This is a genomic window from Nocardia higoensis NBRC 100133, from assembly GCF_000308595.1.
GTDB lineage: Bacteria > Actinomycetota > Actinomycetes > Mycobacteriales > Mycobacteriaceae > Nocardia > Nocardia higoensis.
Genome location: NZ_BAGA01000075.1, coordinates 1 through 21,097, shown reverse-complemented (window position 1 = coordinate 21,097; position 21,097 = coordinate 1). Strand labels below are relative to the sequence as shown.

The following is a 21,097-nucleotide window of genomic DNA, read 5'->3' as shown; positions in this document are numbered from 1 at the left end:
CCGGGGTTCGGGCAGCATACCGGGGTCGGGCAGCATGCCGGGGTCGGGCAGCATGCCGGGTTCGGGCGGCGTGAGCAATGAGCGGGTCGGCCTATCGGGGCGCCGGCGTGTCCGAGAGCCGATCGCCGAAGCCGGTGTAGAGACTCCCGCCCGCTTCCAGCGGCAGGCGCGCGGCGGTGAGACCGAAGGTCTCGGCGGGGCGGTCGTCGGGGTAGCGCAGTTCGCTGATCAGCGAGCGTGGCGCGGTGAGCATGTCGTCGGTGGCCACGCCCGCGCCGAGTTCCAGGCGGTGCCGGATCAGCGGCATCGCGCCGAGGTCGGCTGTCAGGTCACCGCGCCACCGGCCGTGGCGCTCGCCGGTGCGGCCGATCTGCACCTGCTCCCGTAGCCGCAGCCGCGCGCCGGGAGCGAGGCGGACACTGGTCAGGTTCGAGTGCCCGGCTCCGCCCGCGACGATCATGGCCGGGGTGTCCATGTCGAGCTCTCCCCCCTCGGCGATGTCGACATGCCAGTGCGCGGAGGATTCGACGGTGCCGCGGCCGGGCAGGGCGAGGGTGGCGGCCACGCCGCGCAGGGTCAGGCGCGCGCCCGGACCCACGATCACCGTGACGGCGATGTGATCGCCGCCGAGCGGGGTGGCGGCGGCGCCGATGAGATGTACGCGCTCGGCGCCGGTGTGCCGCGCGGTCAGACCGCCGCGCGCGTCGATGTGGGCGACCCGGCCCGCCTCGGCGACGATGCGGAGTTCGGTGCGCAGCGCGCTGTTACGGGCGGCCGGAAGCGGGTGGCCGGCTCCGGTCGGCAGGTTGCCGCCGCTACCGGTGCGCGGCGCGGCGTCGAGTTCGCCGAACGAGTCGGCGGGCAGCCCGCGACCCGCGTCACCGAGCGACACACCACTCGAGTCGCCGGGCTGCGCACCGCGGGACTCACCGGGCAGCACACCGCTCACCTCACGGAGCGACGCACCGCTGGAGTCGCTGGGCAGCCCGCCAGCCGAGTCGCGGGGCAGCGCGCCGGTGGGGTCGGCGGGCGACGGAACCTCAGTGCGCAACGGAGGATTCGGCGCTCGCCCGGCGGTCCGCCTCGGCCGCCTCCGCCAGTTGCGCACGCACCCAGGCGAGTACGGCGGTCGCGGCGGGATCCTCGGTGAGGGAGATCAGCGCGGTCGGGCGGCCTGCGCGCACCTTCGCGGCGTCGCGCTCCATCACGCCGAGATCGGCGCCGACGAGCGGGGCCAGATCGGTCTTGTTGATCACCAGCAGGTCCGAGAAGGTCACGCCGGGGCCGCCCTTGCGGGGCACCTTGTCGCCGCCCGCGACGTCGATGACGAAGATCTGCACATCGATCAGGCCGGAGGAGAAGGTGGCGGTGAGATTGTCACCGCCGGATTCGACCAGGATCAGGTCCAGCGGCGGGTTGGCCGCGATGAGGTCGTCGATGGCGTCGAGGTTGGCGGTGATGTCGTCGCGGATGGCGGTGTGCGGGCAGCCGCCGGTCTGCACGGCGGTGATGCGCTCGTCGGGGAGCACCGCGTGCCTGCGCAGGAAGTCGGCGTCCTCGGTGGTGTAGATGTCGTTGGTCAGCACGGCCAGCGACAGTTCCTCGCGCAGCTGCCTGCACAGCGCGGCCACCAGCGCGGTCTTGCCGGAGCCGACCGGGCCGCCGATGCCGATGCGCAGCGGTTCACCCGGGGTGCGCTGCCGCTTCGGGCGGTCGTGCGAATGATCGTGGGGTTCACCGTCGATCAGGTGCGGCGGCATCAAGGGCTCCTTCTTCTCGGTCGGATGTCAGCTGGCGAACAGGGGCATATCGCGCAGCGGATGACGCTGTGCCAGCACATCCTGCAGCGGGTCGGACAGGGCGGCCGGGCCGGTCGCGGCCTCGGCGGCTGTGCGATCACACAGCTCGGCCAGGCGCACCGTGCACGCCGCGATATCGGCCGGGTCGAGGGCGAGCAGGCGCTGAGCGGCGGTCGCGGCACCGGTCAGGGTGGTGTAGACGACGATGCCCGCGAGCTCGGCCGGCGGGATGGCGGCGACCGCGCCGACCGCGCCGAAGGCGGTGGACAGGTGCGGGCGCGGCGACAGGCGCGTCCAATCCCGCTGCGGCCAGATCTGTTTGGCCAGCCGCAGCACACCGCGCCCCTGCGCCCGCGAGGCCGCGCGGGCGGCCGGGGCCAGGGTGCGGGCATCGGCTTCGGCATCGGCGCGCGCTTCGGTGAGATCCCCCGCGCACACCGCGGCGGCCAGCGACGCCGCCACCAATCCCGACGTGGTGATCCGGCGACGCAGGTACGCCTCGACGGTCGGGAGATCGCGGACCAGTCCCGAGGCGACCGCCTCCTCCACCCCGCCGGAATGCACGTGACCACCGATCGGCAGGCGCGAATCGGCGAGGGCGTACAAAATCGCCCTGGCGTTCACGCTCGTGTCCATTCGAACGATCCTATGTCGGGCGTGTCTCGCGCGCCGGGGGAGTCCCCGGCGCCGGGGCGCCTCGGGTAGGGGTTTCTACCCGGACCGATCACGGGGAAGCACGCGGGATCGGGCCCCATGGGGGTGCGACGATGGTGTGCAGGAGGAGGATTCGATGGATTCGACGAAACCGGGCGGGCAGCCGCGACGGGTGGGAATCGGCGAATGGGTGGCACGCGCGATCGCGGTCGTGCTGCTGGTGCCGGTGCGGCTGGTCTGGGAAGGCGTGAAGTGGTGCGGGCGGGCGTTGCTCACCGTCCTGGCCTTCGTGCTCGAGCACGTGATCGAGCCGGTGGGCCGGTTCGTCCGGGACTGGGTGCTGCGGCCGCTGTGGGTGTTCCTGAAGGACATGGTGTGGGGCTGGGCGATCCAACACGTGCTGTGGGGCATGGTGCTCACCCCGCTCGGGGCGGCACTGCTGACCTGGCTGCTCCGGCCGCTGCTGCGGCTGATCGAGGAGGTGCTGTGGCAGTCGGTCCTGCGGCCCGCGTTGCGGGCACTCGTGGATCACCTCGTCGTCCCGGCGGCGAAGTGGTTGTGGAGGTGGGTGCTCGCCCCGCTGCTGTACGCGATCTGGGTGGCCGTTCGGTGGATCTGGACCTGGTGTGTGGTCGGCCCGCTCGTGGTGCTGTGGCGGTGGGTGCTGCGCCCGCTGTGGATCGCGCTCGCCGCGATCGTGTACTTCGGCTGGCGCGGTGCGACGGCCGTGGTGCGCGTGCTCGTCGTCGTGCCGTGCGCCTACCTCTACCGCCATGTACTGCGGCCGGTGCTGGCCGCGCTGGCCACGGTGTGGCGGACGTGCGTCGTCGCGCCGGCGAGCTGGACGCACCGGACCGTCCTGGCGCCGATGAACCGGTTCGCCGCCGACATTCTCGGGGTCGTGTTCGGTCGGTGACCCCGGGCCCGGTCAGTGCGTCGCGGCGTCCTCGGCGTCGGCGCGGCCGGTCGCCTCGTGTCTCGGCTCGCCGGTTCCGGTGTCGTCGCGCCGGGTCTCGTCGCGTCCGGTCTCGCCGCTCCCACGACCGGCCGAGGTCCACGCGAGCACGGCCATCAGTACCAGGATCGCCGCCCCAGCGGCCAGGGCGACATGCATGCCGCCGACGAACGATTCCCGTGCGGCGGCGGCCGTCGGTGAGTCCACACCGGCCCGGCCGAGCGTCTCGCCCAGCGTGCCCGCGTAGTCACCGCCGGAGCGGAAGACCAGCGCCGCCAATGATCCCAGCAGGGCCAGCCCGAGGGCGTTGCCCAGTTCGAAACTGGTCTCCGAGATCCCCACCGCCGAGCCGGCGCGCTCGGGCGGCACCGAGGAGACCGCGACCTCCGAGACGAGGGTGAAGGCCACGCCGTAACCGACGCCCGCGATGGTCGATCCGGCCAGGTACCAGGCGATGCCGCCGTCCACACCGACGCCGAGAACCATCAGATTGCCCACGGCGGCGGCCAGCAGGGTGAGGACGAAGGTCGCGCGCACGCCGAGCCACCGGCTCACCCGCGCGCCGCTCATCGAGCAGACGAACACCGCCACCGCCATCGGGATGCCGAGCAGTGCCGCTGCCAGGGGATCGCGCCCGGTGACCGACTGCAGGTAGACACTGGTCAGGTAGCCGAGTGCGGCCAGCGACATCATGCCCGCCAGGCTGGAACCGATCGCCACCCGGAACTGCGGGCGGGTGAACAAGCTCAGATCGAGCAGCGGCTCGGCGAGCACCTTCTGGCGACGGACGAACAGGGTCAGGACGAGCACACCGGCCAGGCCGACGACGACGGCCCGGATATCCACCCCTTCGGCGGCCGCGTGCTTGACCGCGTAGATCACCGGCAGGATGCCCGCGATGGAGAGTCCGACGCTGGGCAGATCGAGCGGGCCGAGGAGACCGGAACGCTGCTCGGGCAGCAGGATCGGCCCGAGCACGAACAGCACCAGCAGCACCGGCACGTTGATCAGGAACACCGAGCCCCACCAGAAGTGGTGCAGCAGCAGACCGCCGATGATCGGCCCCACCGCCGAACCGCCCGCGAAGAACGCGGTCCAGACGCCGATCGCGGTGGCCCGCTCCCTGGCGTCGGCGAACAGACTGGTGATCAGCGCCAGGCTCGACGGCAGCAGGGTCGCGCCGCCGATGCCCATGAGCGCCCTGGCCGCGATGAGCACCGCGGCGGTCGGGGCGAAGGCGGCCAGTATCGAGCCGACGCCGAATACGGCGGCGCCGACGAGCAGGATGGTGCGCCGTCCGACGCGGTCACCCAGATTGCCCATCGTGATGAGCAGACCGGCGATCAGGAAACCGTAGACATCGAGGATCCAGAGCTGCTCGGTTGCCGAGGGGAGCAGATCGGCCGAGAGCCTCGGCAGCGTGAGGAACAGCACCGACACGTCCATCGACACCAGCAGCACCGGCAACAGCAGCACCGCCAGCCCGATCCAGGCGCGACGCGGAGCACGCGCGGCCGCTGCACTGCTCGTGGGTCGCTGCGGGGGTGCCTGTGTCATGTCCGATCCTTCCCCTGTCACGCGTACACCGTACGCCGAGTGCGGGTACAGTGTACGCAGCAGCGCCCGCGGACCGAAAGCGAGTTATTGATGACAGAGGCGAAGCTCAGCCGCGAGGCGATAGTGGACACCGCGATCGCCCTCGCCGATGCCGAGGGCTTGGACGCGCTGTCCATGCGCCGGATCGCCGAGCGGATGGGTGTCGGCGCGATGTCGCTCTACCGCCACGTCCCGGGCAAGGACGAGCTGATCGCGGCCATGACCGACGCGGTCGCCCGCGACTACCCCTACCCGCCCGCCGAGGGGCGGGGCTGGAACTGGCGCGACCGGGTACACATCGCCGCCGACGTGGATTGGCGGCTCTATCAAGACCATCCGTGGGTGCTGCTCACCTTCGCCACGCCCCGCTACAGCTTCGGCCCACAGAGCCTGGCCTGCCTGGGCTGGCTGGTCGAGGGCTTCGGCGAGCTCGGGGTGCCGGTGCGCGAAGCGACCAGGATGGCCTTCACGGTGTGGAACTACATCTCCGGGGCCAGTCTGCCGAACGTCAGCACCGCGCTGCTGAGCCGCAAGCGAGCCGACCCGGACGAGAACAACGGCCTGCGCGCGCTGCTCGCCGGGCAGCCGCTGTGGGAGACACCGGCCGCACTCGCCGAACTCCACGGCGCCGGGGCCGACCAGCTCACCGTCCAGGAGTCGTTGCACGACGGACTGGAAACGATCTGCGACGGGTTCCAGGCGCGGCTCGGATCGACCGCGCGAACTCGGCAGGCGCCCGCGCCGGTCGAACCGTGAGCCATGTCGGGCGCCACCGTCGCGGACACCGGTACACCCGACGGCGCCCGCGGCCGGCGAATCGCTAGACGACGACAGCGAAGGCGAAGCCGTCCCAGCCCTTGGCGCCGACCGTCTGCAGGACGGTCGCCTCCAGCCGGGCGTCCTTGCCGAGCAGTTCCACCAGCTCACGGCTGGCCCGCGCGGACGGATCGATGGTGTTCGCATCGCCGAGCGCGCCGTGGCGCACCACATTGTCGACCACGATCACCGTGCCCGAACGACCCAGGCGCACCGCCCGATCGACATACGCCGGGTTGTTGACCTTGTCGGCGTCGATGAAGACCAGGTCGAACGGCTCACCCCGTTCGGCCTCGAGCACGGCAAGACTGTCCAGCGCGGCGCCGACCCGGATCTCGACACGTTCGCCGACCCCCGCCACGTCCAGATTCGCCCGGGCGACCTCGGCGTGCCGCCGCTCGTACTCGAGAGTGACCACGCGCCCCCGCTCCCCCACCGCACGCGCCAGCCACAGCGTGCTGAACCCGCCGAGGGTGCCGATCTCGAGCACCCGGCGCGCTCGCACCGACTTACCGAGCAGATAGAGGAACTTCGCCTGTGCCGCGGACACATCGATCGCGGGCAGTCCCGCGGCCGCGTTGGCGTCCAGGGTCGCCGCCGAGGATTCGTCGGCTACCAGGTGCTCCACGATGTAGGCATCCACATCGGACCAGTCGGAAGTCGTCATTCCGCCAGTCTGCCACCGCGGCGCGTGCGACCGCCGGGCCGCGCACGGAACTCGTTGCGGCTCAGGCGATCCGCTCGATCTTCGCGATGGTCGCGATGGCCTGGGCAGCCGCGATCGCCAGCGCCTTCAGATCGAAGACGGCCTTGGCCAGATCGGCCAGCAACGTCGAGACCTTCAGGCTCGCCGAGGTGATGCCGAACATGGCCCGCGCCGTCGCCGCCACCGCTCCGGTGCCGACGGTCGCCAGCAGGATGATGGTCACTTCGACGAGCAGTTCGGCCAGCGAGGTCAGGATGCCGGCGATCAGGCCGCGCACGGTCTCGACCAGTTTGCCCATCTGCTCGTTGAGCAGGGCGAGCACGGAAGCATTCGCCGACCAGCCGCCGATCCGGTCGATCTGCTCGGCGGCCGCGGCGCGGTAGGCCTCGGCCGTCTCACCGGTCCAGCCCTGGGTTCCCGACTCCACGGCCTGCGCCCAGCCCGTCGCCACTTCGGTGAGCTTCGTTGCGATGTTCTCCCAGGACGTCGTGTAAGCGCCGACGATGTCGGGGCTGCCCGCGACCGCGTCGAGAGTCTTGCGCAGCGGCTCGACGTGCTCGAGCATCCAGCCCATGACCTGCCCGCCCAGCCAGCCGAACGGGTCGAGATAATTGCCGCCCGCGATCGACTTGCCCAGATCGACGGCGCTGCTCATGATCGAGAAGCCCTTGACGATGGCGTCGAACTGCTCGCCACTCTTGAACAGGTGGTATGTCTCGAACCCGTCACCGAGCACGGTGCCGGCCAGAATGCCGGCGTTCGCGGGCGTGTCCCCGTCCGCGCCCGTCGGCTTGCCGATATTGCTGTGCAGGAACAGATCTTCCTGGTAGTACTCGTTGCGGTAGTCGGCGCCGGCGTCGAGGAGCTCGTTGTCGGGACGCTCGGCATCGTCGAACAGCAGATTCGTGAGATTGATCGGCGCCTCGTTCAGGAACTCGCCCGCCCTGGTCTGCTCGCTCATCGGCAACCGCTCTCGTCGAGTCGTTCGCGCTCGACGTCGAGTTCGCCCTTGCGCGCCTCGTCCACGTCCTCGAACGTGTCCGCGGCCTGGCGCAGCTTGCCGGGCATCGCCGACAACGCCTGCTCGGACGTGCGCAGGCCGTCGACGATCGTGTCGTGCTTCGGGCCGAGGATCGAGGACGCGTAGGGCCGCACCAGCAGCCCGTACCCGTCGTCGGCGTGGGCCAGCCAGGACGCCGCCTCCAGCACTTCGGCCAGCCCGGTCGCCAGCTTCTCGACCGCGTCCGCGTGCGCGCGGGTGCCTTCCGGGTCGACCCGGATAGTCGTCGCCGCCAACTTGCCCTCCTCGGTCTCCTCGGGTGCGAGCGCCCACCGTGAGCGCCGCCCTTCCCGCCATTACGGGTCTTTCCCTGTCTCTGACGCGACCGGGGGCGGATCGGTTCCCGTCGATCGCTCGCCGATCGCACAGCGCACGCGCCGCTGCTCTCCGGCCACTTCTGTGACCGGGGCCGCCTCGTCGGTAAGCCGGTTCAGTCCAGCCAGGACCTGCGGCGGTAGTACAGGTCGTCTGCGTTCGGTTCGTCCGGCGTGACGGTCCGTTCGCGGTCCGGAGCGCGCGGCGGCTGCGGGGTGGCCGGCGCGCCGGGCGGCGGGCAGGACTCCGGCTCCGATGCGAGCGCGGGCTCGTGCTCGGCGGAAGGCACAGCGTCGGCCGGGTCGACATCGGGGAACCGCTCGGCGTACTGGGCGACGATGGCCCGGCCCGCACCGTCCTCGCCGACCATCTCGTGCACCAGATCGGTGACCCGATGGCGCAGCCGGGCCTGGGCGCGGCGGGTACAGGCCATGAGCTCGGCGGCCACGGCGGCCGGGTCCATGCCGCGGGTGGCGGGAGCCAGTTCGATGCCGGTGGTGGCCCCGTCGGCGTCCACGGTGACCGCGATCCGGTCGTCGGCGCTGCGCTCGGTCACCGAGATCGCCGTCATCCGGCCGTGCAGGTCCTGATAACGCTGCGCGGTGCGCTCCAATCGTTCGGCCCACCGGGCCATGTCCGCGGCTGCCTGATCCGGATCGTTGCCGAGCACTGCGTCCCCTTCCACGCGTGGCCGCCCGGTGGCGGCATCGGTACCGGCCGCACCATACCGATACCCGGGTCGCGGGCGATCGCCGGGCAATCCGTGAGCACCGGGCACGAATCACACACGGCGATGAATTCCGGATGCCCGCTCCGTCGTAACAGTCGTATCGACCTCGGCCGGTTCACCGGCCACCAACGCACAGGAGACACCGATGACATCTGCTTTCGCGCCGGGCGCACCGTGTTGGTTCGACGTGACCGCACCCGACGTCGCGGCCGCCGCGGCCTTCTACGCCGGCGTATTCGGCTGGCAGGCACAGGATCTCGGCCCGGATGCGGGCCACTACACGATCCTGCACCAGGACGGCATCCCCGTCGCCGGCATCGCGCCCGCCACGGCGCCCGACGGCAGCACCGCCCCGCCGGTGTGGACGGTGTACTTCCGCGTCGAGGACATCGACGCCGCGGTGGCGGCGGCAGGCGCGGCGGGCGCGCGAGTGGAACTCGCCCCCGTGGACGTCTTCGGGCAGTTGCGCTTCGCGGTGCTGACCGACCCGTCGGGGGCGTCCTATGCGCTCGCCCAGCTGATCACCCACCCCGGCACCGCGAACTGGGCCGAACCGAACAACCCGTGCTGGGTGGAGTACGCCGCGACGGGCTCCCCCGCCGAGGCGATGACCCATTACCGCACCGTGCTCGGCTGGCGGCACGCGAATGCGGCGTGGGAGACCGCCACGGTCAACCCTTACCAGGCTCTCGCGCCGGGCGCGGGCGGACGGGAATTCGGTGGCGCGCACGCCGCCCGGGAGGACGGGTCCGCCGCGCCGTTCTGGTCGGTCACCTTCCGGGTCGACGACTCCGACAAGACAGCCGCCCGCGCGATCGAACTGGGTGGCGCGATCGTCGAGCCCGCGCAGGACATGCCCGGGCCTTCACGGGTCGGCGTCGTGGCCGACCCGGCGGGCGCGATCTTCTCGACCATGTCGTTCGGCTGACGATCGGCGAACCGGTTGACTTCGAGTGCACTCGAAGGAGCACACTGGCGGGGTGACCGCCGTCGACACCAGCGCCCGCACCTACTCCATCGCCGAGACCGCCGAGCGGACCGGTCTCACCGCGCACACCCTGCGCTACTACGAGCGCGACGGGCTGATGTTGCGGCGGGTCGGCCGCTCGGCCAGCGGGCACCGCCGCTACACCGAGGGCGATCTCACCTGGATCGACCTGGTCACCCGCCTGCGGTCCACCGGTATGCCGATCCGCGACATCAGGCGCTACGCGGAACTGGTCCGCGCGGGCGACGGCAACGAGGCCGAGCGGCTGGCGCTGCTGCGCGACCACCGCCAGCTCGTCCTCGACCAGCTGGCCGAGGTCCAGAACCATCTCGGGGCGATCGACCGCAAGATCGGCATCTACGTCGATCGCCTGGAAAGCCAAGGCTTGACCTAGAGCGCGCTCGAAGGGATTGGATGAATTCATGACCGAATCACCTGCTTCCCTCACCACCCGCACCCTCGGTTCCGGAGACCACGCCCTGACCGTTTCCGCCCTCGGCCTCGGGTGCATGGGCATGTCGGAGTTCTACGGCACCGCCGACGAAGCGACCGGCATCGCCACAATCCGGCGCGCCCTCGACCTGGGCGTCACCTTCCTCGACACCGCGGACATGTACGGGCCGTTCACCAACGAGAAGCTCGTCGGCCGCGCGATCGCGGGCAGGCGCGACGAGGTGCAACTGGCCACCAAGTTCGGCAATGTCCGCGGCGAGAACGGCGAATTCCTCGGTGTGAGCGGACATCCCGACTACGTCCGCAGAGCCGCCGACGCCTCGCTGCAGCGCCTCGGTGTCGACCACATCGACCTCTACTACCAGCATCGCGTCGACAAGACGGTTCCGATCGAGGACACCGTCGGCGCCATGAAGGAATTGGTGGAGGCAGGCAAGGTGCGCCGTCTCGGGCTCTCCGAGGCCGCGGCGGGCACCATCCGGCGCGCGCACGCCGTCCACCCGATCACCGCACTGCAGTCCGAATATTCCCTGTTCACCCGCCACCTCGAGGACGAAATCCTGTCGGTGCTGCGCGAACTCGGCATCGGCCTGGTCCCCTACTCCCCGCTCGGGCGCGGCATGCTGACCGGCGCGATCAGCTCGGCGGGCGACCTGGCCGAGGCCGACTCCCGCCGCCAGGGCCGCTTCCCCCGCTTCCAGGGCGCGGCATTGGAAGCCAATCTCGCACTCGTCGCCCGGATCACCGAGATCGCCACGGACAAGGGCGTGACGCCCGGACAACTGGCCCTCGCGTGGGTACTGGCGCAAGGCGACGACGTGGTCCCGATCCCGGGCACCAAGCGCGTGAAGTACCTCGAAGAGAACGTCGCCGCGGCGAAGATCACCCTCGACGACGAGGACCTGGCCCGGCTCGACGAGGCCGTCCCGCGCGACGCGGTCGCAGGCGAGCGCCACAGCGACCTGTCCTCCATCGACGCCTGACGTCGCACGGACCCCGGATCGCCCGCCCCGGGCGGACGGCGATCCGGATCAGAAGAGGAAGTAGCGCTGGGCCATCGGGAGTTCGGTGGCGGGTTCCTCGGCCCACACCTCGCCGTCGACGCGGACGGTGAAGGTGTCGGGGTCGACCTCGATGCGGGGCATCGCGTCGTTGCCGGGCATGTCCGCCTTGCCGACCTTGCGGACGTCCTTGACCGGGGCCAGGCGGCGGCGGACGGCGATGCGGTCGGCCAGGCCGTCGTCGATGGCGTGGGCGGAGACGAAGTGCAGGGAGGTCGCGGCGGCGACGGGGGCGGCGGCGCCGAACATGGGGCGGGGCAGGACCGGCTGCGGGGTGGGGATGGAGGCGTTGGCATCGCCCATCGCGGCCCAGGCGATGGCGCCGCCCTTGAGGACGGCGTGCGGGCGGACACCGAAGAAGGCGGGATCCCAGAGCACCAGGTCGGCGAGCTTGCCGGGTTCGACCGAGCCGATCTCGTCGTCGAGGCCGTGCGCGATCGCCGGGCAGATCGTGTATTTGGCGACATAGCGGCGGACGCGGTTGTTGTCGGCGGCGCCGTCGCCGGGCAGGGCACCGCGGCGGCGTTTCATGACGTGCGCGGTCTGCCAGGTGCGCATCACCACTTCGCCGATGCGGCCCATTGCCTGGGAGTCGCTGCCGATCATGGAGATCGCGCCCAGGTCGTGCAGCAGATCCTCGGCGGCGATGGTGGAGGGCCGGATGCGGCTCTCGGCGAAGGCCAGGTCCTCGGGGATGGCGGAGCTGAGATGGTGGCACACCATGAGCATGTCCAGGTGCTCGTCGAGGGTGTTGACGGTGTGCGGGCGGGTGGGGTTGGTGGAGCTGGGCAGCACGTTCGGGTGCGCGGCGACGGTGATGATGTCGGGCGCGTGGCCGCCGCCCGCGCCTTCGGTGTGATAGGCGTGGATACCGCGCCCGGCGATGGCGGCGAGGGTGTCCTCGACGAAGCCGATCTCGTTGAGGGTGTCCGAATGCAGGGCGACCTGCACGCCGGAGGCGTCGGCCACCCGCAGGCAGGCATCGATGGCGGCGGGGGTCGAGCCCCAGTCCTCGTGCAGCTTGAAACCGGAAGCGCCCGCGCGCAACTGCTCCCACATGGCGGCTTCGCTGACGGTATTGCCCTTGCCGAGCAGAGCGATGTTCAGCGGCCAATGGTCGGTGGCCTCGAGCATCCGCGCCAGATGCCAGGCGCCGGGGGTGACGGTGGTGGCCTTGCTGCCTTCGGCGGGGCCGGTGCCGCCGCCGATCAGGGTGGTGATGCCGCCGCCGAGCGCCTCGTCCATCAGCTGCGGGCAGATGAAGTGCACGTGGCAGTCGATCGCGCCCGCGGTGACGATGCGTCCGTTGCCCGCGATGATCTCGGTGGACGGTCCGACCACCAGATCCGGGTGCACGCCGGACATGATGTCGGGGTTGCCCGCCTTGCCGATCGCGCTGATGCGGCCGTCACGGATGCCGATATCGGCCTTGATGATTCCCCAGTGGTCGATGATGATCGCACCGGTGATGACGGTGTCGGGAGCGCCGTCGGCGCGGGTGGCGCGGGACTGCCCCATCGATTCGCGCAGCACCTTGCCGCCGCCGAAGACGGCTTCGTCCCCGGCCAGGCCCGGCCCGCCGCTGCGGTCCTCGGTGATCTCGATCAGCAGGTCGGTATCGGCCAGGCGGACCCGGTCGCCGGTGGTCGGCCCGAACAGCTCCGCGTAGCGGGACCGGCTCAGTTCGCTCACTGCTGCTTCCCCTCGGGGTCGTTCGAATCGTCCAGGCGGCCAGGCGGATTCGGGCCGATGCCGTACACCTCGCGCGTGCCCGCCAGCGGGACCAGGGAAACCCGTTGTCCCAGGCCGGGTTCGAAGCGGACGGCGGTGCCGGCCGGGATGTCGAGGCGGTGACCGCGGGCGGCGGCGCGATCGAATTCGAGCGCGGCATTGGCCTGCGGGAAGTGGACGTGGCTGCCGACCTGGACCGGGCGGTCGCCGGTATTGACGACGTCCATTTCCAGGCGTTCGCGGCCGGTATTGAGCTCGATCACGCCTTCGGCACAGAGGTATTCACCCGGGATCACGCTGCTGTTCCCCTCACGCGATCGGCTGATGGACGGTGACGAGCTTGGTGCCGTCCGGGAAGGTCGCCTCCACCTGCACGTCGTGGATCATCTCCGGCACACCGTCCATCACGTCCGCGCGGGTGAGCACCGTGCGGCCGGAGGCCATCAGCTCGGCGACGGTGCGACCGTCGCGCGCGCCCTCCAGCACGTGGTCGGTGATGATCGCGACCGCCTCGGGATGATTCAGCGCCAAGCCGCGGGCCTTCCTGCGCCGAGCCAGCTCGGCCGCATAGCTCAGCAGCAGTCGTTCCTGCTCGTGCGGCGACAATCGCATCCGGGCTCCTCACCGGTCGGTCGAAGAATGACGGTCATTCTGGCACGCCCGCGCCGTTACCGCCGACCGAGCGCGGCGACGATCAATCTCGCTTGGGCAGGTTCGCGAGCCGGACCTGCCCGCGCGCGACGACCCGATCCTGCTCGTCGGTGATGACCACCTGCCACAACTGCTGGGTGCGCCCGCGATGCAGCGGAGTCGCCGCACCGCGTAGCACGCCTTCGCGCACCGCGCGCAGGAAGTCGGTGTTGTTGTTGACGCCGACCACGGTGCCCCGGTCGCCGTACCAGACCGAACCGGCGATGCTGGCAAGGGTTTCCACGACGGTGCAGTAGACACCGCCGTTGACGATGCCCGCGGGCTGGTACAGATGCGACTTGACGGTCCACTCGCCCGCCACGCGGTCCGGGCCGACCTCGGTGTAGCGCAGGCCGAGGAATTCGGTGAAGGTGCCCAGCTCGGCGTCGACCTTGTTCAGCGCCGCCGGCGTCAGGGTGGCGAAACTCTGCTCTGTCATGTGGTTCAGCTTTACACCACACGAAGCAACGGATCGGAGGGGGATCCCGGACTCCGGCCGGCGGCCCAAAGAGCGGCGGGCCCCAGATCATGGGGCCCGCCGCGGCACGGATCGGGGGTCACTGCAGCCCTCAGGACTCTCACGCGATCTTTACGCCGCCTCGAAGTATAGGGCAGCCTTACCTAACTGGCAAGGGTGCGCGGGTGTCCGCGGATTCCCGATTCCCGGCGGTTCTCACCCTTGTACGAACGCGCCGCGACGAACCGGAAGCCCCCGCTCCCCGAGCGCCGCGAGCAGCGCCTGTCCCCGCCGGGCGCCGAGCATCGCGTCGGTGCGCGCGAGATCGGGTACGTAGGTCGCCGCGCCGACGACGGATTCGCCGACCAGCGACCAGAACCGGCGCGCGCTCAGATCCGAGCAGCGGGCGAGCCCGTCGTAGACCAACGTCAGCGAGGCCGCGCAGCGATGCGCCAGCCAGACGGCCATGGCAGGCTCGCACGGCAGGGCGACGACCCCGGACCTGCCGCACATCGGATCCCCGTCGAGGACCCGCAATGTGGTGTCCTCCAATCCGGCCCAGTCCAGGCCACCGTCGTTGTCGTTGTGCACCCAGAGGTTCTCCAGGCCGGGATCCCAGGCCCGCCCGTCCATCACCCACAGCGCGGCCACCCGGCCGACGACGGCGTGGATGAGCGCGGTCGCGACCACCTCGGCGGCGATGCCCGCGCTGCTCATCTCGGCGGCGTGCCTGCGGTACATCAACTCGATGCGCCCCTCGCGCAGCCCTTCCGACAGCTTCCACCAGCGCCGACGGCCGTGCTCCGAGACCGCGGCCACGGCGTAGACGCGCGGATGATCCGGCTGCAGCGCGCGCAGCCGGGAACTCGTGCGCTCGAAGACCGAATCGGCGTAGCGATCGGAGAAACTGGTCACGGTCTCGGTCATGGAAGCTCCTCGGGTCGGCTCCGGAATGAGGAGTCGGAGCAGGAAGATAGGTTAGGCTTACCAGACCTGAATACGAGGCACCAGGTTTTGGTGCGCAACGAACGAAACAGGAGCACGTCGTCGCCGTGACAACACTGGCCACTGTGCGGCGCCGCCGCCGTACCGGACTGCTGATCCTGTTCGCGCTGATGACGCTGGGCGTGCTCGCCGGGGTGGCCGTCGGTTCCCGCGCCATCGCCCCGGCCGCGACCTATGACGCCCTGGTCCACGCCCTCGGCTGCGGCGGCGGGCCGTTCGCCTGTCCCGCCGAGTCCACGATCGAGGAAATCGTGCGCGGCTATCGCGTGCCACGGACGGCGCTGGCCCTGATCGCCGGGCTCGCGCTCGGCGCGACCGGCGCGCTGATCCAGGGCTACACCCGCAATCCGCTGGCCGACTCCGGCCTGCTCGGGCTCAACGCGGGCGCGGCGTTCCTCGGCGCCCTCAGCGTCTACCTGTTCGGCTTCACCGATCCCGAGCAGTACGTCTGGTTCGCGATGGCCGGGGCGCTGATCGCCGGTGTCGTCGTATTCAGCGCGTCCTCGATCGGCGGCGGCAAGGCCGGACCGCTGAGCCTGGTGCTGGCAGGCGCGGCGGTGACGGCCTTCCTGCAGGCGATGACCCAGGCGGTGGTGCTGTTCGACGCGACCGTGCTCGACACCTATCGGTTCTGGGTGGTAGGCACTGTGGCCGGGCGCGACGCGGCGGTGTTCTGGCAGGTGCTGCCATTCATCGCGGTCGGCGCGGTGATGGCGCTGGCCGCCGCGCCCGGACTCAACCTGCTCGGGCTGGGCGACGACGTGGCGCGCGGGCTCGGGATGAATGTCGAACGCAGCCGGGCTTTCGGGCTCGCCGCGGTGGTTCTGCTGTGCGGCGCGGCCACGGCGGCGGTCGGGCCGATCGCATTCCTCGGTCTGGTCGTCCCGCACATCGCGCGACGGTTCACCGGGCCCGACCACCGGTGGCTCATCCCCTACTCGGCGCTGATCGGCGCCGTGCTGCTCCTGTTCGCCGATACGCTCGGCCGGGTGGTCACCCGGGCCGGCGAGATCCAGGTCGGGGTGATGCTGGCGATCCTCGGGGCGCCGTACTTCATCGCGCTCGTGCGTCGCCGGAAGATGGTGAGCTTGTGAGCGACTCCCCCGCGCGTCCGCTCGTGCCCGACGAGACCGAGCGGCAGTCCCTGCGCGACGTGCGCCCCGCACTCCGGATCGGCCCGGTGTCGCTGGTGCTGCGCCCCCGCATGGCCGTGATCGTCGCGCTGCTGGCCGCGCTGGCCTTCCTGCTGTTCTGCCTGGACATCGCGTTCGGCGACACCAACATCCCGCTGGGGCGCGTGCTCGACGTCCTCGGCGGCGGCGGCACCCGCTCACAGCGCTACATCGTGCTGGACTCGCGACTGCCCCGCGCGCTCACCGCCGTCGTGGTGGGTGCGGCGTTGGGGATGGCGGGCGCGATCACCCAGTCGATCCTGCACAACCCGCTGGCCGGTCCCGACATCCTCGGGGTGACCACCGGCGCGAGCCTCGGCGCGGTCGCGGTCCTGGTCTTCGCGGGCGTCGGGTCGACGGGCCTGGCCGCCACCGTCGGCGCGCCGCTGGCCGCGCTCGCCTGCGGCCTGCTCACCGCCGTGCTGATCTATCTGCTGGCCTGGGGACACACCGCGGGCGGCGGGCACGGCGCCACCGGCTTGCGGTTCGTGCTGATCGGCATCGGCATGAACGCCCTGCTGGCGGCGTGCGTCAGCTGGCTGGTCGCGCAGGCGAGCACCGAGGACGCGGCCCGCGCGCAGCGGTGGCTGGCCGGCTCGCTCGACTTCGCCGATTCGACGGCGCTGATTCCGGCCGCGCTGGCGCTCGGGGTCGTCGCCGTGGTCGCGCTCGGGTCGGCGCGCACCCTGGCCGCGATGCGCCTGGGTGAGGACACCACCCGGGTGCTCGGCGTGCGTATCCAGACCCAGCAGGCGATCCTCATCGGCGCGGCGGTGGTCGCGGCTTCGGTGGCGACCGCGGCCGTCGGTCCGGTCGGCTTCGTGGCGCTGGCCGCGCCGCAGATCGCACGGCGGTTGTTGCGCACGCCGGGCGAACCGCTGATCGGTTCGCTGCTGATCGGTGCCATTCTGGTCGCCGGGGCCGATGTGGCCTCGCGGACGCTGTTCCCGGTCGATCTGCCGGTAGGCATCGTCACCGCCGGCGCGGGCGGACCGTTCCTGCTCTACCTGCTCGTGCGCATGAACCGGAAGGCGACCCTGTCATGACCGACACCACCGTCACTGTGCCCAGCACTGCCGCCGCGCATCAGCTCGGCGCCGAGGACGTCCGCCTCGGCTACGGCGATCGGATCATCGTCGACGGGCTCAGCCTCGACATCCAGCCGGGCGTGGTCACCACCGTCATCGGGCCGAACGGCTGCGGCAAGTCCACGCTGCTGCGCTCGCTGGGCAGGCTGCTGCGCCCGAGCGCGGGCCGGGTCGTGCTAGACGGCAAGGCCATCTCGTCGATGAAGACCAAGGACGTCGCCCGGATCGTGGGCATGCTGCCGCAGACGCCGGTGGCCCCCGAGGGACTCACGGTGGCGGATCTGGTCGCGCGCGGCAGGCATCCGCACCAGTCCTGGCTGCGGCAGTGGTCGGCCGACGACGAGACCGAGGTGATGGCCGCGCTCGGCCGGACCGGCATCGCCGATCTGGCCGACCGGCCGCTCGACGAGCTCTCCGGCGGCCAGCGGCAACGTGCGTGGATCTCGATGGCGCTGGCCCAGGGCACCGACATCCTGCTGCTCGACGAGCCGACCACCTACCTGGATCTGGCCCATTCGCTCGAGGTGCTCGACCTGGTCGACCGCCTGCACGACGAGCTGGGCCGCACCGTGGTGATGGTCCTGCACGATCTGAATCTGGCCATCCGGTACAGCGATCGGCTGGTGGTCATGCGCGAGGGCCGCATCGTCGCCCAGGGATCCCCGGCCGAGATCATCGACGCCGACCTGCTGCGGGAGGTTTTCGGCCTGGCGGCGACGGTGCTCGAGGATCCGGTCTCCGGCCGTCCGATGATCATTCCGATCGGCGCGCGGCACGTGCTGCCCGGCATCGGCCGCGGGCGCGCCGAGGCCCTCGGCGGGGAGTCGGACGCACCGACCCCGCCGGGCGATATGACGAATACCACACCAGCTACCGGATAGTTACGACAGGGTGTAGTACGCATTCGTGTCGTTGGGTCCGTAAACTCGAGGGATGGCAGGTCTTGGTGAACTCGAGAAGGCGGTCATGGACCAGTTGTGGTCCAGCGACCAACCGCAAACCGTAAGGCAGGTGCACGAGGCACTGGCCGCGCGCCGCGAACTCGCGTACACCACGGTGATGACCGTGCTGCAGCGACTGGCGAAGAAGAATCTGGTGGTCCAGCGGCGCGACGATCGCGCGCATCGCTACGCGCCCGTGCACACCCGCGACGAACTGGTGGCGAGTCTGATGTTCGACGCGCTCCAGCAGGCCGACGAGGCGGGCAGCCGCGCGGCCGCGCTGGTGCATTTCGTCGAGCAGGTCGGCCCCGACGAGGCCGACGCGCTGCGTGAGGCGCTGGCCCGGCTCGAGGCCGCCGACGGCACCCCACCGCCGCTCGACTGACCCGGTCGGCCGACCGGGTTAGGATGTGGTCGGCCAACCGCCCCGGAGCGCACAACGAGGTGTGTTCCCGGTCCCCACAACGCAGTGAGCTGAGTCGATGAACGCAACCGCGCCGGTCTTCGCCGGACTCGCCTTGCTTCTCGCGGGCCCCGCGCCCGCGTTACTCAGCCGCGCCAAATGGCCGTACCGAACACCTCGCGCCGCCCTGGTGCTCTGGCAGGCCATCGCCCTGGCCGCCGTGCTGAGCGCCTTCGGTTCCGGCCTCGCCATCGCCGCCGAACTTCTCGTGCCCGGTGCCGACGGGCGGCCCACGACCTCCCCGACGCGGGAGATCGACGCGCTCGGACTGCCGTTGTGGCTCGCCTATGTCACGGTCTTCGCGCTGACTCTCATGGTCGGCGCGCGCCTGATCTTCTCCATCGTCCGCGTCGCGGTGCACACCCGGCGCAGGCGCGCCCGGCACCGGATGCTGGTCGATCTGCTCGATCAGAGCGGGCCGCGCCGACGCGCCGACGACATCCGCGTCCTGGCGGCCACCGAGCCCATCGCCTACTGCCTGCCCGGCCTGCGTCAGCGCGTCGTGCTCAGCGAGGGCACCCTGACCAAGATGGACGATCCGGAGATCACCGCGATCGTCAGTCACGAGCGCTCGCACCTGCGGGCCCGCCACGACCTCGTGCTCGAGGCGTTCACCGCGGTGCACGAGGCCTTCCCCCGGGTGGTGCGCAGCAAGGCCGCGCTCGGCTCGGTGAAGCTGCTCATCGAACTGCTCGCCGACGATTCGGCGGTCAAGGTCACCGGCCCCACCCCCTTGGCCCGCGCGCTGGTCGCGTGCGCGAAATCCACCGCTCCCCAGGGCGCTCTGGCCGCGGGCGGGCCGACCACGCTGATCCGCGTGCAACGACTCGGTGATCGCATCAACGGCACCGATGTGCGCATCGCCACTGTCGCGTATCTCGGTTCGATGGCCATCCTGGTGGTGCCGACCCTCGCGGTCGCGGTACCCTGGCTAGTCGAACTCAGTAGATTGTTCACGCACTGACGCTGTTCGATCGCAGAGCCGATCGACACACGACGACTGTTCGCCGAGCGGATCCACCGCCCGAGCAACGAACGGTTTCTCACCGCGGGGCCTGATTCCACCGGCTACCCGCGGGCGCACCCTCCGCAGCGACGATCGCAACGGTCCGGCGCGCGCACGGCCCCGCCCCCCGGCGCGGGCCGACCCGAGCGGCGCCCGAGGGCACCGCATCGAGAAAGGCTTCACCCATCTCTGTCACCACCACGCCCGACGCCGTGACGACCACCCCGTCCTTCGCGTCCCTGGGCCTGCCCGCCGTGCTCGTGCAAGCGTTGCGCCGCGCCGGCATCGACGCCCCGTTCCCGATCCAGGCCGCGACCGTGCCCGACGCGCTCGCGGGCAAGGACGTCCTCGGCCGCGGGCCTACCGGCTCCGGCAAAACCCTGGCCTTCGGCCTGCCCATGCTCGTGCGACTGGCGGGCAACGCCGCCGCGCCGCGCCGCCCCCGCGGCCTCGTGCTCGTACCGACCAGGGAACTGGCCGCGCAGATCGAGCGCGCGCTCGACGAGCCCGCTCTCTCGCTCGGCCTGCGGGTGGCCTCCGTGGTCGGCGGCGCGCCGATCAAGCGGCAGGCCGACCGGCTGGCGCGCGGTGTCGATCTGCTGATCGCCACCCCGGGCCGGCTCTCCGATCTGATCGCCCAGGGTGCGGCCGCCCTCGACGACGTGCTGATCACCGCACTCGACGAGGCCGACCACATGGCCGACATGGGTTTCCTGCCGCAGGTCACCCGGCTGCTCGACCAGACCCCGAAGAACGGGCAGCGCCTGCTGTTCTCGGCCACCCTCGACGGCGAGGTCGACAAGCTGGTCAAGCGCTACCTGCACAACCCGGTCACGCACTCCACCGCGCCGCCCGCGGCCTCGGTGTCGACCATGTCCCATCACCTGCTGTTCGTGCGCAAATCCGACAAACGCGATGTGGTCACCGAGATCGCCGCCCGCGAAGGCCTGACGATCCTGTTCGTGCGGACCAAGCACGGCGCGGATCGCCTCGCCAAGCAGTTGCGCGGTGCGGGCATCGCCTCGGGCGCCCTGCACGGCGGCAAGGCGCAGAACAACCGCACCCGCACGCTGGCGGCCTTCGCCGACGGCTCGGTGCCGGTACTGGTCACCACCGACGTCGCCGCCCGCGGTATCCACGTCGACGGGATCTCGCTGGTCGTGCACGTCGACCCGCCCGCCGAGGCCAAGGCCTACCTGCACCGCGCCGGCCGCACCGCGCGCGCGGGCGAGGACGGCGTGGTGGTCACCCTGGTGACCGAGGACGAGCGCGCCGACGTCATGAAGATGACCCGCAAGGCCGGTGTCGAGGTCGTCGGCGTGGACGTCCGTCCCGGGCATCCCGCGCTTGCCGAGATCACCGGAGCACGCAAGCCTTCCGGCATCGCCATCCCCGCACCCACCCCGCCCGG

The 21,097-nt window shown here is 71.1% G+C and carries 24 protein-coding genes; 11 read left to right on the top strand and 13 right to left on the bottom strand.

The annotated features are described in order from the left end of the window. Positions 1-91 precede the first annotated feature (91 nt). Genes ON26_RS12415 through ON26_RS12405 form a run of 3 tightly spaced genes read right to left on the bottom strand, consistent with a single transcriptional unit; the run spans position 92 to position 2,435 of the window. Positions 92-1,051, bottom strand: coding sequence for an urease accessory protein UreD (locus ON26_RS12415; RefSeq protein WP_306307246.1), 960 nt, complete (start codon positions 1,049-1,051; stop codon positions 92-94). Beyond that, on the bottom strand, positions 1,041-1,760 hold the full coding sequence (ureG, locus tag ON26_RS12410) for an urease accessory protein UreG (protein WP_040796245.1): 720 nt from the start codon (positions 1,758-1,760) through the stop codon (positions 1,041-1,043). Before ureG ends, ON26_RS12415 begins: the two co-directional genes overlap by 11 nt. Before the next feature lie 27 nt (positions 1,761-1,787). After that, complete coding sequence (locus ON26_RS12405) at positions 1,788-2,435, bottom strand: urease accessory UreF family protein (protein WP_040796244.1); 648 nt, start codon at positions 2,433-2,435, stop codon at positions 1,788-1,790. Positions 2,436-2,589: 154 nt separating this feature from the next. On the opposite strand from ON26_RS12405, the gene ON26_RS12400 reads away from it, so the two are divergent. Continuing rightward, positions 2,590-3,369, top strand: a complete 780-nt coding sequence (locus ON26_RS12400) for a hypothetical protein (protein WP_157171876.1) — start codon at positions 2,590-2,592, stop codon at positions 3,367-3,369. A 12-nt stretch (positions 3,370-3,381) separates the two neighbouring features. Here the strand turns inward: ON26_RS12400 and ON26_RS12395 are convergent, their stop codons facing one another. Next, positions 3,382-4,965 carry an MFS transporter gene (locus ON26_RS12395; protein ID WP_083884032.1) on the bottom strand — a complete coding sequence of 528 codons (1,584 nt, stop codon included), beginning with the start codon at positions 4,963-4,965 and terminating at the stop codon, positions 3,382-3,384. A gap of 90 nt (positions 4,966-5,055) precedes the next feature. On the opposite strand from ON26_RS12395, the gene ON26_RS12390 reads away from it, so the two are divergent. Continuing rightward, complete coding sequence (locus tag ON26_RS12390; protein WP_040796242.1) at positions 5,056-5,760, top strand: TetR/AcrR family transcriptional regulator; 705 nt, start codon at positions 5,056-5,058, stop codon at positions 5,758-5,760. Positions 5,761-5,824: 64 nt separating this feature from the next. Here the strand turns inward: ON26_RS12390 and ON26_RS12385 are convergent, their stop codons facing one another. From ON26_RS12385 to ON26_RS31615, 4 genes are all read right to left on the bottom strand, one after another. Then, positions 5,825-6,487, bottom strand: a complete 663-nt coding sequence (locus ON26_RS12385) for an O-methyltransferase (RefSeq protein ID WP_040796241.1) — start codon at positions 6,485-6,487, stop codon at positions 5,825-5,827. Between the two features lie 61 nt (positions 6,488-6,548). Beyond that, a complete protein-coding gene (locus ON26_RS31620; protein WP_051026992.1) occupies positions 6,549-7,487 on the bottom strand; it encodes a hypothetical protein in 939 nt (312 codons plus the stop codon). After that, positions 7,484-7,822 carry a type VII secretion target gene (locus tag ON26_RS12375; protein ID WP_040796240.1) on the bottom strand — a complete coding sequence of 113 codons (339 nt, stop codon included), beginning with the start codon at positions 7,820-7,822 and terminating at the stop codon, positions 7,484-7,486. The genes ON26_RS31620 and ON26_RS12375 overlap by 4 nt, the downstream gene beginning before the upstream one ends. Before the next feature lie 194 nt (positions 7,823-8,016). Further along, positions 8,017-8,586, bottom strand: a complete 570-nt coding sequence (locus tag ON26_RS31615) for a YbaB/EbfC family nucleoid-associated protein (protein WP_051026991.1) — start codon at positions 8,584-8,586, stop codon at positions 8,017-8,019. A 190-nt stretch (positions 8,587-8,776) separates the two neighbouring features. Here ON26_RS31615 and ON26_RS12365 point away from each other — a divergent pair, with 190 nt between their 5' ends. From ON26_RS12365 to ON26_RS12355, 3 genes are read left to right on the top strand one after another with little or no spacing between them, the layout of a single operon-like run. Then, positions 8,777-9,559 (top strand): VOC family protein, encoded by a 783-nt coding sequence (locus tag ON26_RS12365; protein WP_040796239.1) that lies wholly within the window; start codon positions 8,777-8,779, stop codon positions 9,557-9,559. A 52-nt stretch (positions 9,560-9,611) separates the two neighbouring features. Next, positions 9,612-10,013, top strand: coding sequence for a MerR family transcriptional regulator (locus tag ON26_RS12360; RefSeq protein WP_040796238.1), 402 nt, complete (start codon positions 9,612-9,614; stop codon positions 10,011-10,013). Positions 10,014-10,041: 28 nt separating this feature from the next. Further along, positions 10,042-11,055 carry an aldo/keto reductase gene (locus tag ON26_RS12355; protein ID WP_040796237.1) on the top strand — a complete coding sequence of 338 codons (1,014 nt, stop codon included), beginning with the start codon at positions 10,042-10,044 and terminating at the stop codon, positions 11,053-11,055. 48 nt (positions 11,056-11,103) lie between these two features. Here the strand turns inward: ON26_RS12355 and ON26_RS12350 are convergent, their stop codons facing one another. The 5 genes from ON26_RS12350 to ON26_RS12330 form a co-directional block, all read right to left on the bottom strand. Beyond that, positions 11,104-12,825 (bottom strand): urease subunit alpha, encoded by a 1,722-nt coding sequence (locus ON26_RS12350; protein WP_040796236.1) that lies wholly within the window; start codon positions 12,823-12,825, stop codon positions 11,104-11,106. Continuing rightward, entirely contained in the window at positions 12,822-13,160 is a 339-nt protein-coding gene (locus ON26_RS12345) for an urease subunit beta (RefSeq protein WP_040796235.1), read from the bottom strand. Before ON26_RS12345 ends, ON26_RS12350 begins: the two co-directional genes overlap by 4 nt. A 13-nt stretch (positions 13,161-13,173) precedes the next feature. Beyond that, complete coding sequence (locus tag ON26_RS12340) at positions 13,174-13,476, bottom strand: urease subunit gamma (protein ID WP_040796234.1); 303 nt, start codon at positions 13,474-13,476, stop codon at positions 13,174-13,176. An 82-nt stretch (positions 13,477-13,558) separates the two neighbouring features. Beyond that, entirely contained in the window at positions 13,559-13,993 is a 435-nt protein-coding gene (locus ON26_RS12335; protein WP_051026989.1) for a PaaI family thioesterase, read from the bottom strand. 234 nt (positions 13,994-14,227) lie between these two features. Then, positions 14,228-14,938, bottom strand: coding sequence for a hypothetical protein (locus ON26_RS12330; protein ID WP_040796233.1), 711 nt, complete (start codon positions 14,936-14,938; stop codon positions 14,228-14,230). A 125-nt stretch (positions 14,939-15,063) separates the two neighbouring features. Between ON26_RS12330 and ON26_RS12325 the strand changes: the two genes are divergently transcribed. From ON26_RS12325 to ON26_RS12300, 6 genes are all read left to right on the top strand, one after another. Beyond that, positions 15,064-16,110: a FecCD family ABC transporter permease gene (locus ON26_RS12325; RefSeq protein ID WP_040796232.1), complete on the top strand. Its 1,047-nt coding sequence runs from the start codon at positions 15,064-15,066 to the stop codon at positions 16,108-16,110. Beyond that, positions 16,107-17,234 (top strand): FecCD family ABC transporter permease, encoded by a 1,128-nt coding sequence (locus ON26_RS12320; RefSeq protein WP_245545827.1) that lies wholly within the window; start codon positions 16,107-16,109, stop codon positions 17,232-17,234. The genes ON26_RS12325 and ON26_RS12320 overlap by 4 nt, the downstream gene beginning before the upstream one ends. Continuing rightward, positions 17,231-18,157, top strand: coding sequence for an ABC transporter ATP-binding protein (locus tag ON26_RS12315; protein ID WP_245545826.1), 927 nt, complete (start codon positions 17,231-17,233; stop codon positions 18,155-18,157). The genes ON26_RS12320 and ON26_RS12315 overlap by 4 nt, the downstream gene beginning before the upstream one ends. Positions 18,158-18,209: 52 nt before the next feature. Then, positions 18,210-18,602 (top strand): BlaI/MecI/CopY family transcriptional regulator, encoded by a 393-nt coding sequence (locus ON26_RS12310; protein WP_040796231.1) that lies wholly within the window; start codon positions 18,210-18,212, stop codon positions 18,600-18,602. Positions 18,603-18,699: 97 nt separating this feature from the next. After that, the gene (locus ON26_RS12305) at positions 18,700-19,644 is read left to right on the top strand and encodes a M56 family metallopeptidase (protein ID WP_040796230.1); all 945 of its coding nucleotides are present in this window, start codon (positions 18,700-18,702) and stop codon (positions 19,642-19,644) included. A gap of 254 nt (positions 19,645-19,898) precedes the next feature. Next, positions 19,899-21,097: DEAD/DEAH box helicase (locus tag ON26_RS12300; protein ID WP_040796229.1), on the top strand; the 1,199-nt coding region annotated here is incomplete at its 3' end.